12 protein-coding genes are annotated in these 13,499 nt (G+C 67.2%); 11 read left to right on the top strand and 1 reads right to left on the bottom strand.

Translation table 11 applies throughout. The annotated features are described in order from the left end of the window. Positions 1–5: 5 nt before the first annotated feature. Positions 6–1,406 (bottom strand): MBOAT family protein, encoded by a 1,401-nt coding sequence (locus Q7V15_RS12895; protein ID WP_304756093.1) that lies wholly within the window; start codon positions 1,404–1,406, stop codon positions 6–8. Between the two features lie 144 nt (positions 1,407–1,550). Between Q7V15_RS12895 and Q7V15_RS12890 the strand changes: the two genes are divergently transcribed. From Q7V15_RS12890 to Q7V15_RS12840, 11 genes are all read left to right on the top strand, one after another. Then, complete coding sequence (locus Q7V15_RS12890; protein WP_304756092.1) at positions 1,551–2,048, top strand: SspB family protein; 498 nt, start codon at positions 1,551–1,553, stop codon at positions 2,046–2,048. A 5-nt stretch (positions 2,049–2,053) separates the two neighbouring features. After that, positions 2,054–2,524, top strand: a complete 471-nt coding sequence (locus tag Q7V15_RS12885) for a PaaI family thioesterase (RefSeq protein WP_304756091.1) — start codon at positions 2,054–2,056, stop codon at positions 2,522–2,524. A gap of 1 nt (position 2,525) precedes the next feature. Further along, positions 2,526–3,347, top strand: coding sequence for a C13 family peptidase (locus tag Q7V15_RS12880; protein WP_304756089.1), 822 nt, complete (start codon positions 2,526–2,528; stop codon positions 3,345–3,347). Positions 3,348–3,392: 45 nt separating this feature from the next. Next, positions 3,393–5,519, top strand: a complete 2,127-nt coding sequence (locus Q7V15_RS12875) for a serine hydrolase (RefSeq protein WP_304756086.1) — start codon at positions 3,393–3,395, stop codon at positions 5,517–5,519. Between the two features lie 186 nt (positions 5,520–5,705). Further along, a complete protein-coding gene (gene fliF / locus Q7V15_RS12870; RefSeq protein ID WP_304756084.1) occupies positions 5,706–7,349 on the top strand; it encodes a flagellar basal-body MS-ring/collar protein FliF in 1,644 nt (547 codons plus the stop codon). Beyond that, positions 7,346–8,389, top strand: coding sequence for a flagellar motor switch protein FliG (gene fliG, locus Q7V15_RS12865; RefSeq protein WP_304756082.1), 1,044 nt, complete (start codon positions 7,346–7,348; stop codon positions 8,387–8,389). Before fliF ends, fliG begins: the two co-directional genes overlap by 4 nt. Then, positions 8,389–9,039, top strand: a complete 651-nt coding sequence (locus Q7V15_RS12860; RefSeq protein WP_304756080.1) for a flagellar assembly protein FliH — start codon at positions 8,389–8,391, stop codon at positions 9,037–9,039. The genes fliG and Q7V15_RS12860 overlap by 1 nt, the downstream gene beginning before the upstream one ends. A gap of 18 nt (positions 9,040–9,057) precedes the next feature. Next, the gene (fliN, locus tag Q7V15_RS12855) at positions 9,058–9,393 is read left to right on the top strand and encodes a flagellar motor switch protein FliN (protein WP_304756078.1); all 336 of its coding nucleotides are present in this window, start codon (positions 9,058–9,060) and stop codon (positions 9,391–9,393) included. A gap of 27 nt (positions 9,394–9,420) precedes the next feature. Further along, positions 9,421–10,791 (top strand): sigma-54-dependent Fis family transcriptional regulator, encoded by a 1,371-nt coding sequence (locus Q7V15_RS12850; RefSeq protein WP_304756076.1) that lies wholly within the window; start codon positions 9,421–9,423, stop codon positions 10,789–10,791. Positions 10,792–10,818: 27 nt separating this feature from the next. Then, positions 10,819–12,906, top strand: a complete 2,088-nt coding sequence (gene flhA, locus Q7V15_RS12845) for a flagellar biosynthesis protein FlhA (RefSeq protein WP_304756074.1) — start codon at positions 10,819–10,821, stop codon at positions 12,904–12,906. A 105-nt stretch (positions 12,907–13,011) separates the two neighbouring features. Beyond that, the gene (locus Q7V15_RS12840) at positions 13,012–13,407 is read left to right on the top strand and encodes a DUF4282 domain-containing protein (protein ID WP_304756072.1); all 396 of its coding nucleotides are present in this window, start codon (positions 13,012–13,014) and stop codon (positions 13,405–13,407) included. The last annotated feature ends 92 nt before the right edge of the window (positions 13,408–13,499 follow it).

The following is a 13,499-nucleotide window of genomic DNA, read 5'->3' as shown; positions in this document are numbered from 1 at the left end:
CTTCCTCAGAACCGGAAATAGAGGAATGGGCTGTAGGTGCCCTGCGCCACCCGCAGCAGGGCCAGGGCCAGCAGCAGCAGGATCATGGCGGTGTCGATCCAGGCTCGTCCGCTCTGGCCCGATCGCACCCGCCAGGGCAGGCCGAACACCGCCAGGGCGACGGCCACCGGGATCAGCCAGTGATGGATGGGCTGGAAGGCGATCGCCGTGGCCGCGCTGAACTCCCCCAGGCCCCGCAGGCCGGCCATTCCAGCCCAGACCTCGACCGCCCGGCCCAGGCTTTCGGCCCGGAAGAGCACCCAGCCCAGGATCACCACCATCAGCGCATAGAGCCAGGCCGCGGGCCGCGGGATCGCCTTCAGGACCGCCCCCAGCCCCATGCGTTCCAGCACCAGGAAGGCGCCATGCCAGGCGCCCCAAAGGACGAAGGTCCAGGCCGCCCCATGCCAGAGGCCGCACAGCAGAAACACGATCACCAGGTTGCGCCAGGTCTTCCAGTCCGGACCGCGATTACCGCCCAGGGGGATGTAGAGATAGTCCCGGAACCAGGTGGACAGGCTGATGTGCCAGCGACGCCAGAACTCGGTGATCGAGGTCGAGGCGTAGGGGGTGCGGAAGTTTCTCGGCAGGTTGAACCCGAATATGATCGCCAGGCCGATGGCCATGGTCGAATAGCCGGCGAAGTCGAAATATATTTGCAGGGTATAGGCCACCGCGCCCAGCCACGCCTCGGCCAGGCCCGGCTGGGCGGTCTGGTCGAACACCGCGTCGGCCACCGGCGCCAGGGTGTCGGCGATCAGCAGCTTCTGGGCCAGGCCGATGATGAAGATTCGCATCCCGGCGGAGGCGCGTCCCAGGCTGTGACGGCGCAGGACCAGGCGCCGCGCGATGGTCTTGTAGCGGACGATGGGTCCGGCGATCAGTTGTGGGAACAGGGCGATATAAAGCGCCACCTGCGGCAGGTCCCGATTGGCGGGAAACCGCCGCCGATAGGTGTCCATCAGGTAGGACAGGCAATGGAAGGTGAAGAAGGAGATGCCCAGGGGCAGTGGGATCTGCGGTCGGGGCACGCCCAACCCTGCGGGCGCCAACACCAGGTTGAGGCTGTCAGCCAGGAAGCCGGCATATTTGAACAGGCTGAGCGCGGCCAGATTGACGCCGACGGCGAGGAGCAGCGCGGTCTTTCGGGAGGGGCCGTCCCGCGCGTCAATCCATAGGGCGGCGCCATAGTTGAACACCGTCATGGCGGCCATCAAGGCCACATAGGCCGGTTCGCCCCAGGCGTAGAAGATCAGGGAGGCGGCGATCAGGACCGCATTGCGGGTCGCCATGGTGCGACTGGCGAAATAGGCGGCCAGGCACAGCGGCAGAAATACGAAAAGAAAGCTCGGCGACGCGAACAACATGACCGGCCCCCGCCGCGGCCGAGACACTAGCCAATCCGTTTCCCCGCGCCAACCACCGTCATGGCTCGCCTGCCACGCAACGGGCGCTTGCGCCACGGCGCCGAAACGCTACCCTCCGGCCAGCAGACCCCAGGCGGAGACCCCATGGCCCAAGAGCCCCCGGCCCAAGACCAGATGCACTACGAAGCGATGGCCCAGGAAGCCTTGCGCGGCGTGGTCAAGGCCGCCCTGAAGCGCGCGGCCTCGCCCGAGGGCCTGCCCGGCGCCCACCATTTCTATGTGACCTTCAAGACCGACGCGCCGGGCGTGTCGGGTCCTGTGGATCTGCTGTCGAAATATCCCGACGAGATGACCATCGTCCTGCAGCACCAGTACTGGGACCTGGCGCCTGGCGAGACCTTCTTCTCGGTGACCCTGAAGTTTGGCGGCCAGCCCAAGCGGGTGTCGGTGCCCTATGCGGCGGTGTCGCGCTTCTATGACCCGAGCGTGCAGTTCCTGCTGCAGTTCGAGGCTGGCGGCGACGGCGGCGCTGCGGCCGCGGTCGCCGGCGAAGCCAATGCGGCGGAACCGGCCGGGGAGCCCGATCCCCCCATCGATCCGGCCGAAAAGGTCATCTCTCTCGATCACTTCCGCAAGAAATAGGCCCGATGACCGACGTCGCCGCTACTGAGCCTGAGGCTCTGACCGACGAGGCCATCCTGGCCCGTTTCCTGCGCACCAAGAACCAGCCGACCGGCTCCCAGACCCTCGGCTTCCAGATGGTGGCGGTGAACCAGGCCCAGAAGATGGTTGAGGTGGCCTTCGACGCCAAGGCCGAGCTCCTGCTCAATCCGATGAAGCAGATCCAGGGGGGCTATCTCTGCGCCATGCTGGACGAGGCCATGTCGGTGGCCTGCATGGTCGCCTCGGGCATGACCCATGTGGCGCCGACCCTGGAGATGAAGACCAGCTTCCTCCGTCCGGCCATGCCTGGGCAGATCAAGGGGATCGGTCGCGTGCTGAAATGGGGCCGCAGCATCGCCTTCACCGAGGGCGAGCTGTTTGATCCCGAAGGCCGGTTGCTGGCCAAGGCCACGGGGACGGCCCTGCCCACCCCGTTCAAGACCTACAAGACCTGACTTGGCCCGCCAGCGCGCCGGTCTGAGGTTTCGGATCTGCGCCCTGGCGCTCGGCCTCGCCTGCGGCATGACCTGGCCGGCGGTCGCCCTGGCCGAACCCTTCCAGTCCTGGGTCGCGGTGGTGGTGGCTGGCGACGACAAGGGGTCCCTGGGCGGTCCCACCAAGGCCTTTGACAACGCCCGTCGAGACATCTCACGCGCCATCATCGGCCTCGGACTCGACGACAGTCAGGTGGCGCAGTTTTCCGTCCGTCCCGAGGGCGACAGGGGGCAGCGCCCGCAGAAGGCCTCGGCCCGGGCCATCTATCAGAGCCTGAGCACCCTGGCCCCAGCCGCAAGGGGCTGCCTGGTCTATTTCACCTCTCATGGAGACCCCCGGGGCGTCCTGGTCGACGACCAGATCCTGGCGCCGCAGATTCTTGGTCTGATGCTGGACCGCAGCTGTGGGGAGAAACCCACGGTGGTGGTGATTTCGGCCTGTTTCTCCGGCGTCTTTGTCCCGGCCCTGGCCAAGCCCAACCGGATGATCCTGACCGCCGCCCGGCCAGACCGGACCTCATTTGGCTGCGGGGAGGCTGACACCTATCCCTATTTCGACGCCTGTTTCCTGAGCGCGATCGACCAGGTGGCGGACTTCATCGCCCTGAGTCGCGCCGTCGGCGCCTGCGTCGCCGAACGCGAGAAAACGGAGGGCGTCAGCCCCCCTTCGGAGCCGCAGGTGTGGATTGGTCCACAGCTTCGCGCCCTGCTTCCCCTATTGACCTTCGCAGGCGCGCGCCAAGCAGAGACGCTGCGCCTTGGAGGCCCCGTCGCGGCGCCCTAGAAGGGAGCTTCGTGGGGAGTTTTCCAGACAGAGCGAGTTCCGGTGATGCGCTTCTTGCCCAAGCTTGCGGTGGTGACGCTCGTTGCGGCCCTGTGCCTGCCTCTGCCTGGACAGGCTCAGCCCGCCCTGCCGGACGGGCCCATCCCCTATGAGGCCCTGGCCAACCCCGCCCCGCGCTCGCCAGCCCGGCCAAGGCCCGCGCCTCGACCAGTTGGGCCGCCTGCGGCCTCGGCGGACGGCGCCGCGGCCGCAGCCGCCGCAATCGACAGCCCCACGGCCCAGGGCGTAACCCCTGTCGACCCGGCCCAGCTGGAGGCCTATCTGGACGGGGTGATCGGCTCGGCCATGGCCAGGGACCGCATCGCCGGGGTTACGGTCTCGGTGGTGCAAGACGGTCAGGTGATTCTGAAAAAGGGCTATGGCCACGCCAGCCTCTCGCCGCAGCGGCAGGTCGACCCGGACCGCACCCTGTTCCGCATCGGCTCCATCTCAAAGACCTTCACCTGGATCCTGCTGATGGAGGAGATTCAGGCCGGGCGCATCAGGATCGACGCCCCGATCAACCTCTATCTGCCTGAACAGCTCCAGATCCGCGATCAAGGCTTCGCCCAGCCGGTCCAGGTGGCCCATCTGCTGGACCACTCCCCGGGATTCGAGGACCGCGTCCTCGGCCAGTTGATGGAGCGGAATTTTGATCGCGAGCGCCCCATGGCCCAGTATCTGCGCCAGGAACGCCCCCGCCGGGTGCGCGAACCGGGACAGTTCCCCACCTATTCGAACTACGGCGTCGGACTGGCGGGACAGGCCCTGGTCTATGTGTCGGGACGCCCTTTCGAAGAACTGGTGGAGGGGCGAATCACTGGTCCCCTGGGGATGACCCGCACGAGCTTCCGTGAGCCCCATCCGCCGCGTCAGGGCATTCCCGCCCCCATGCCCGAAAACCTCGCCCGCGACCTGTCCGACGGCTTCCGCTGGTCGCCGGTCCAGGGTTTCCAGGTGCGTCCCTTTGAATATCTGGGCCACCTGGCTCCGGCGGGCTCGGCCTCGTCCACGGCGGCCGACATGGCCCGCTATATGATCGTCCTGCTGAACGACGGCGCATTCGGCGAGGACGCCAGACTCTTTGGTCCGGCGACGGCCCGGGCCTTCCGCACGCCGCTTCGGCCCAATGAGGCCGGCATCAATGACTGGCCCCACGGCTTCATCGCCTACCCCCTCCCTGGGGGGCGCAAGGGCTACGGGCATGCGGGCGGCACCCTGTCCTTCGCCTCCAACATGGTGATGGTCCCGGATCTGGGTCTTGGGGTGTTCATCAGCGTCAACACCGAGAACGGCGCGGAACTGGCCGCCCGGCTTCCGGCCCAGGTGGTGGCGCAGTTCTATGGACCGGCGGCGGCCCCCCCTCAGACGGGGCATCCAGACCTGCGACGTCTGGCTGGCCGGTATGAAGGCCATTATCTGGGGACCCGTCGGGCCTATGTGGGCCTGGAGCGCTTCGTGGGATTCATTCTCTCGGGCGTCAGCGTCCAGGTCACCCGGGATGGACGTCTGGTGACCCACCGCCTCACCGGATCGCAAACCTGGCTTCCCGACGGGGACCCCGCCCAAGGAAGATTTATTTCCACAACTGGACCTGACCGGATGGTGTTCGACATCGCCGGCGGCCGGGCCACGGCCTTTCAGGGGACCTTCAACGAGGTCCGCTTTCAGCGCGTCGGCCTCTGGAGCCGCCCCGCCATGTTGACCTGGCTGGCGGGCCTTGCCGCCCTGGCGGCGATCGCCACCCTGGTGGGGCTGGCCCTGCGCAACCGCCGCGACCTGCGCCAGACACAGATCCAGAGTCAGGCCAGCCTGGTCCAGACCATCCAGGCGGCCCTATGGCTGTTGGCTATGGGTCTGTTCGGCGCCTGGATCATGGGCGCGTCGGACACAGCCCAAGTCGTCTACACTTGGCCCGGCGCGCGGCTGCTCCTGGCCTCGGCCTGCGCCCTGGTGGCCGCTGTGCTCACCCTGTTCACCCTGGCCTCCCTGCTGAGCATCTGGCGCGGCGGTCGTCGCCTCGACAGCTGGCCGGTGGCGCGCAAGCTCGCCTTCACAGCCACCACCCTGATCTATGCCGCCTTCGCCGTGGTGCTGTTCCACTGGGGCGCCCTGACACCCTGGAGCAGCTAAATCGCGACCGGGCCGGGGGCGGGCGCGCCCCGCCCGGGCTGCGACATCAAGTCCCGCCGGCAAACTTCGCCGCAGGGGCCGCAATGCCAAGACTTAAACGCGGCGTTTACCATCGACTGGGTAAATCCTGCCTAGCGGCCGGCCCAAAGTGGGCGCCGGGCGTAGGGTTTTGGGGTGGGACGCGCCTTGAATCAGTTTGTAGCCGCCTTGCAAAGGTTCGGGATCGGCCGGCTGGCCGCCATTCTCGGCATTGGCGCCGGCGTGGCTGCGGCCCTGATCGCTGTGACCATGAATCTGGGCCAACCCAAGGCTCTGCTCTATTCCAACCTCGACATGCGCGAAGCGGGCTCGATCACCCAGGCCCTGGAGCAGGCCCGGGTGAAATACGAGGTGAAGGGCGACGGCTCGACCATCCTGGTCAACCGCGATGAAGTGGCCTCCACCCGACTTTTGCTGTCCAGCCAGGGCCTGCCGACAGCGGGCTCGGTGGGCTATGAGATCTTCGACAACTCCAGCGCCCTGGGCCAGACAGACTTTGTCCAGCAGCTGAACCGCCAGCGCGCCCTGGAAGGGGAGCTGGCCCGCACCATCCGCGGCCTGGACGGCGTCACCTCGGCCCGGGTCCATCTGGTCCTGCCCAAGCGCCAGCTGTTCGAGGAAGCCGCTGAGGAACCCTCGGCCTCCATCACCATGGGCGTCGGCGGCCGCGCCCCGACGCCGGAGCAGGTTCGCGCCGTTCAGAACCTTGTGGCCGGCGCCGTGCCGCGCATGACACCGGCCCGGGTCACGGTCGTCGACCAGCATGGCAAGACCCTGTCGGCTGGCGGTGAGAGCTTCGCCGGCGAAATCGCCGACAGCCGCAAGAGCGAGGTCGAACAACGCATCGCCAAGACTGTCAAGGCGATGGTGGAAAGCGTCGTTGGCCCAGGCAAGGCGCGGGTGAATGTCACCGCTGAACTGGATCTGGCGCGGGTGACCCTGCAGGAAGAGACCTATGACCCCGATGGTCAGGTGGTGCGTTCGGAGCAGACGGTCGAGGAAAACGCCAACGAGACCGAGGCCAACAACAACGGGATGGTCACCGCCGACGCCAACATCCCTGGCGGCCTGGGCGCGCCTGAAGCCGGCGGCGGCCTGGGCTCGGCCAGCGGCCGCACGGAGTCGACCACCAATTACGAAATTTCCAAGAAGGTGCGCACCGAGGTCAATGAGCCCGGCAGGGTGCAACGCCTCTCTGTGGCGGTGGCCGTGGATGGCGTCCGGCCCATCGGCGAAGACGGCCGACCCGGGGAATATGCCGCGCGCAGCGAAGACGAGATGGCCCGGATCGAACAGCTGGTTCGCACCGCCGTCGGTTACAATGAAGAGCGCGGCGACCAGGTCACCGTGATCAACATGCCCTTCGATAGTCCGGTGGAAATGGGCGGGGTCGAGTCGGGAAACCCCCTTACCGACTTCGACAAGAACGACATCATGCGGGCCGTCGAGCTGGCCATCCTGGCCATCGTCGCCCTGCTGATCGTGTTCTTCGTCGTTCGCCCGCTCCTGAAGAGCGCGGGCGGCGGATCAGGCGGCGGCCTGCCGATGCAGACCATCACGCGGGTGGTCACCACCACACCCGACGGCCAGACCGTCCAGGTCGCGGTCGACCCCGAGACCGGCCAACCCCTGGCCCTGCCCAATCCGGGGGAGTTGGAGCAGAAGATCGACATCGCGCGGATCGAAGGCCAGGTGAAGGCCTCGTCGGTCAAGCGGGTGGCCGACTTCGTCGAGACCCATCCTGAGCAGTCGGTCTCGATCCTGCGCAGCTGGCTCCACGAATCCGCATGAGTCTCGTTGTGCGTGGCGGCGGCCGGAACAAGTCCATCACCGATCCCAGCCAGCTGAGCGGGCCGGAAAAGGCCGCCGTGGTCCTGCTCGCGCTTGGCGAGGATCACGCCACCATCTGGCAGAATTTGGACGAGGAGGAGATCAAGGAGGTCTCCCAGGCCATGGCCAGCCTCGGCACCGTGGCGGCCGATGTGGTCGAGGCTTTGCTGGTGGAGTTCGTGTCGGGCATGTCCGGCGCCGGCACCATCATGGGATCGTTCGAGCAGACCCAGAAGCTGCTGCAGGCCTTCCTGCCGAGCGACAAGGTCGAGGCCCTGATGGAGGAGATCCGCGGGCCGGCGGGTCGGACCATGTGGGACAAGCTCGGCAATGTGAACGAGGCGGTCCTCGCCAATTATCTGAAGAACGAATATCCCCAGACCGTCGCCGTCATCCTGTCCAAGGTGAAGGGCGAGCACGCCGCCCGGGTCCTGGCCGCCCTGCCCGAGGACTTCGCCCTGGAGTGCGTCACTCGCATGCTGCGCATGGAACCCGTGCAGCGCGAGATCCTGGACAAGATCGAACAGACCCTGCGGACCGAGTTCATGTCGAACCTGGCGCGCACTTCCAAGCGCGACAGCCATGAGATGATGGCGGATATCTTCAACTCCTTCGACCGTCAGACGGAGTCGCGCTTCATGGCCGCGCTGGAAGAGCGCAACCGCGAAAGCGCTGAGCGCATCCGGGCCCTGATGTTCGTCTTCGAAGACCTGTCCAAGCTTGATCCGGGTGGCGTCCAGACCCTGCTGCGCGGGGTCGAAAAGGATCAGCTGGGCCTGGCGCTGAAGGGGGCGTCGGACGCCCTGCGCGAAATGTTCTTCTCCAACATGTCCGAGCGTGCGGCCAAGATCATGCGCGAGGACATGGAAGGCATGGGCCCCGTCCGGCTGAAGGATGTCGATCAGGCGCAGATGAAGATGGTCCAGGTGGCCAAGGACCTGGCCGCGAAGGGCGAGATCATGCTGGCCGGCGCCGGCGGCGATGACGAGCTGATCTACTGATGACCGAGCCCGTCCTGCGCAAATTCGATTTCGACACCGTCTTCGACGACGCCGGCGCCGTGGCGCAGGCTTCCGCACGCCCCAAGCGCATCTATCCCCTGGAAGAGGTCGAAGTCATTCGCGCCCAGGCCTATGTCGAGGGCGAGCAGGCGGCCATGGCGCGGATCGAAGCCCAGCAGGCCGCAGCCCTCTCGCAGATCGCCCAGGCCTGCCAGGCGGCCCTGCCCCGCCTGGCCGAGGTCGCCCACGCCCATCGGGTGGGCTCGGCCGAACTGGCGCTGGCCTGTGGCCAGTCGATCGCCGACGCCGCCCTCGACGCCTTTCCCCGGGCGCCCCTGCAGGCGGCCCTGGACTCTCTGGCCCGTGAAATCGAGACCGCCCCGCGCCTGTTGGTGACCGTGGCGCCGGCCATGGCCGAGGGGCTGGAACCCCTGTTGACCCAGGCCGCGCAGGCGATCGGCTTTTCCGGCCAGATTCAGGTGCGCAACGATCCAAACCTGGGGCCGACCGCCTTCGCCCTCGATTTCGGCGACGGAGCAGCCCGCTTCGATCCGGCCGCCGCCGTCCAGCGGGTGGCCGAGGCCCTGCACGCGGCCCTGGCCGCCGAAGGCCTTCACGCTGAACCCCTCATTCCCGGCGGCGACGCCTGACGGGCGAAAGGACCAAGCATGTCTGACGAATTGAAACTTGAGGAGCTCGGACCGGGGGATCTTCCCGTGGTGGACTACGGCGCTGAGGGCGTGGAGAAGGCGGCCAGCGATCTGGCGCCGGTCTTCGACGTTCCTGTCAGCATCTCGGCGGTTCTGGGCCGGGCCCAGATGTCCGTCGCCCAGCTCCTGCAACTGTCCTCGGGCAGCATCCTCGAACTCGACCGCAAGGTCGGCGAGGCCATCGACATCTATGTGAACAATCGCCTGGTCGCCCGGGGGGAGGTCGTCATCGTCGACGAGCGCCTCGGGGTGACGATGACGGAAATCATCAAGGACGGCGACACGGCGGCCTAAGGCGGCGGCGCGTAAGGAGATTTGAACATGCGGCTTCTGGTCGTCGGAAAACTGGACGGACAGCTCTCGGCAGCGGTGAAGATGGCGATGGGCGCCGGCGCCAAGGTGAGCCATGTGGAGACGGTCGCGGCCGCCACCCATGCTCTACGCGCGGGCCCAGGGGCCGCTCTGCTGCTGGTGGATGATGACCTCGACATCGCCGCCCTGTTCGCGGCCACCGCGGCTGAACGCATCCGCGTGCGGGTGGGGGCCTGGGGGGTCGGCGCCGACCCGGACCGGGCCGCCGCCGCCATCCGCGCCGGCGCCAAGGAGTTCATCCCGCTCCCGCCGGACGCCGCCCTGATCGCCGCGGTCCTGGCCGCGGTCGCCGATGACAATCGGCCCATGGTGGTGCGTGATCCCAACATGCAGGCGGTACTGAAGCTCGCCGACCAGGTGGCCACCTCCGACGCCTCGATCCTGATCACCGGCGAGAGTGGTTCGGGCAAGGAAGTGGTGGCCCGCTACGTCCACCAGAAGTCCCGCCGCGCCACCAAGCCCTTCATCTCGGTCAACTGCGCCGCAATCCCGGAAAACCTGCTGGAAAGTGAGCTTTTCGGCCACGAAAAGGGGGCCTTCACCGGCGCCTTGGCCCGTCGGATCGGCAAGTTTGAGGAGGCCAATGGCGGCACCCTGTTGCTGGACGAAATCTCCGAGATGGACGCCCGCCTGCAGGCCAAGCTGCTGCGCGCTATCCAGGAGCGGGAGATCGACCGTGTGGGGGGCGCCAAGCCGGTACGGGTCGACATCCGTATCCTGGCGACCTCGAACCGCGACCTGGCCCAGGCCGTCAAGGAAGGGACCTTCCGCGAGGACCTTCTCTATCGCCTCAATGTGGTGAACCTGCGCCTGCCGGCCCTGCGCGACCGGCCTGGCGATATCCTGGTCATGGCCGAGTTCTTTGTGAAGAAGTACGCCGCCGCCAATGGCATGGCCGAAAAACCCATCTCGGCCGAGGCCCGGCGACGCCTGGCCGCCCACCGCTGGCCGGGCAATGTCCGCGAGCTGGAAAACGCCATGCACCGGGCGGTTCTGCTGTCGGTGGGCGACGAGATCACCGAGGAGGCCGTGCGCCTCCCCGATGGTCAGCCCCTGGCGCCGGCCGACGCCGGCGCCCGCACCGCCCAGGCGGCCACCTTCGCCGCCGAGGCCGCCCAGCGCGGCTTTGTCGGCCAGACGGTGGCCGAGATGGAGCAGCAGCTGATCATCGACACTCTGGAACACTGCGCCGGCAACCGCACCCATGCCGCCAATATCCTGGGGATCTCGATCCGCACCCTGCGCAACAAGCTCAAGGAATACACCGAAGCCGGCGTCGCCGTGCCAGCGCCCCAGGGCGCCGGCGCCAACGCCGCCTAAGGCCGCAAGGCAAGTCGAGAGTCACTGATGGCCCAGGCCCCGAGTCCGTCCGCCCCATACCCCACCGGCCGCGAGATGCTGGGCTGGCTGGCCCGTGGGGAAGTGGCCCTGGCCGTCGGGGCGGTCAGCATCATTGTCCTGCTCATCCTGCCGATCCCGGCGATTCTGCTGGACGCCCTGCTGGTGCTGTCGATCACCAGCGCCGTCCTGATCCTGATGACCTCACTGTTGATCAAGAAGCCGCTGGAGTTCAGCGCCTTCCCGACAGTGCTGCTGGTCACCACCCTCTATCGGCTGGGCCTGAACATCGGCTCCACCCGGCTGATCCTGGCCCATGGCCACGAGGGCACCGACGGGGCGGGCAAGATCATCGAGGGCTTCGGCAACCTGATGATGGGGGGCAACTTCGTCATCGGGCTGATCGTGTTCATCATCCTGGTGATCGTGAACTTCGTGGTCATCAGCAAGGGGTCTGGACGGATCGCCGAGGTGGCCGCCCGCTTCACCCTAGACGCCATGCCTGGCAAGCAGATGGCCATCGACGCCGACCTGTCTGCGGGCCTGATCGAAGACGAGGAAGCCAAGCGTCGCCGGAAGGATCTGGAGCAGGAATCCACCTTCTTTGGGGCCATGGACGGCGCCTCGAAATTCGTCCGCGGCGACGCCATTGCCGGCCTGATCATCGTGGTCATCAACATCCTGGGCGGCATCCTCATCGGTGTGATGCAGCACGGCATGCCTGTGGGCGACGCCGCGGCGAGCTACACCATCATGACCATCGGCGATGGTCTGGTGAGCCAGATTCCCGCCCTGATCATCTCCATCGCCGCAGGCTTCCTGGTGTCCAAGGCCGGGGTCGAGGGCTCGGCCGACAAGGCCCTGGTGGCGCAGCTGGCCATGAACCCGGTCGGCCTTGGCATGGTGGCGGCCTCGTCTGGGGTGCTGGCCCTGGTGCCGGGCATGCCGTTCCTGCCCTTCGCCGCCGTTGCGCTGGCCGCCGGAGCGCTGGCCTATTATCGGGGTCGGAAGTCCCTGGAGCCTCCGCCCGCCCCGGTCATCGAGCCGACCGGCGAGCCGCAGGAAGAGCCGATCAGCGAGACCCTGGCTATCGACGAGGTCAAGATCGAGCTGGGCTATGGCCTGCTGCCACTGATCAATGACCTGGAGGGCCGCCGGCTCACCGATCAGATCCGCGCCCTGCGCCGGACCCTGGCGGCCGAGTACGGCTTCGTCATGCCCTCGGTCCGCATCCTCGACAATATGCGGCTGCCCTCCCAGGGCTATTGCATCCGCATCAAGGAGTTGGACGCCGGAGAGGGCGAGGTGCGCCTGGGTTCGCTGATGGCCATGGACCCCCGCGGGGGCCAGGTGGAAATCCCGGGGGAGCAGATGCGCGAGCCGGCCTTCGGCCTGCCAGCCACCTGGATCGACGACTCCCTTCGCGAGGAAGCCACCTTCCGCGGCTACACCATCGTCGATCCGGCCACGGTGCTGACCACCCACCTGACCGAGATCCTCAAGGACAACATGGCCGAGCTCCTGTCCTATTCCGAGGTGCAGAAGCTGTTGAGGGACCTGCCTGGCGAACAGAAGAAGCTGGTCGATGACCTGATCCCGGCGATCGCCACGGCCACCACTGTCCAGCGGGTCCTGCAGGCCCTGCTGCGTGAGCGGGTCTCGATCCGCGACCTGCCGGCGATCCTCGAAGGGATCGGCGAGGCCGCCCCGCACACGGGCTCAGTGGCCTTGCTGGTGGAACAGGTGCGCGCGCGCCTGTCGCGCCAGCTCTCCTACGCCTATCGCGGTGATGACGGCGCCCTGCCCATCGTCACCCTGTCGCCGGAGTGGGAAAACGCCTTTACCGAGGCGCTTATCGGACCCGGCGAAGAAAAGCAGTTGGCCCTGGCGCCTTCCCGTCTCCAGGACTTCATCCGCGGGGTGCGCGAAGTGTTCGAGCGCGCCGCCCTCAGCGGCGAAACGCCGGTCCTCCTGACCAGCCCGGCCATCCGCCCCTATGTCCGCTCCATCATTGAGCGCTTCCGCGGCCAGACCCCGGTGATGAGCCAGAACGAGGTTCATCCCCGCGCCCGCCTGAAAACCCTGGGCACGATCTAGGCCGCCACGGAAGCGGCGAGCTTTCCAAAGTTGCCCGGAACGTCCGCGACTGGTAGCGGTTTGGCGCGCGGGACGTCCTTTGGTCCCCAGAGCGTTGGATGACGAATGGCCAGCAGATCCAAACCCAAGCGCGGCGCCGGGGCCTCCCTGATGTGGGACCTCCTGACGTTCGACCGGCTGATGACGAACTCCGTGATCCACCTGATCTACTGGGCGGGTCTGGGGGTGATCGCCCTGGGCGCCTTCGGCACGATTGGCGCGGCCGTGGGCGTGGCCCTGCGCGAAGACAGCATGATGGGGCTGATGCTCGCCATCCCCGTCCTGGTGGCCGGCCTGCTGGTGGTCGGCGCCCTGATCCTTCTGTGGCGTTCGTTCTGTGAGTTCTATGTGGCGATCTTCCGGCTCAGCGACGATCTCCACGTCCTGCGTCAGCAAGCCGAAGCCGAGCGGCTGGCGCCCCCGCGCGCCCCGGCGCCTCGTCCAGCGACGCCGCAGAACTGATGCTGATTCAGCGCCCCGCCCATGGGCGCGGGCGAGGCCTCAGAGTTTGAGCGCGTTTCGCTCCGACAACCGATTCCCACCCATCGGAACGC

The sequence above is a fragment of the Phenylobacterium sp. genome (assembly GCF_030651755.1).
In the GTDB taxonomy this organism is placed as follows: domain Bacteria; phylum Pseudomonadota; class Alphaproteobacteria; order Caulobacterales; family Caulobacteraceae; genus Phenylobacterium.
The sequence above is the reverse complement of the archived record's forward strand: the minus strand, read 5'-3'. Positions and strand labels throughout refer to the sequence as shown.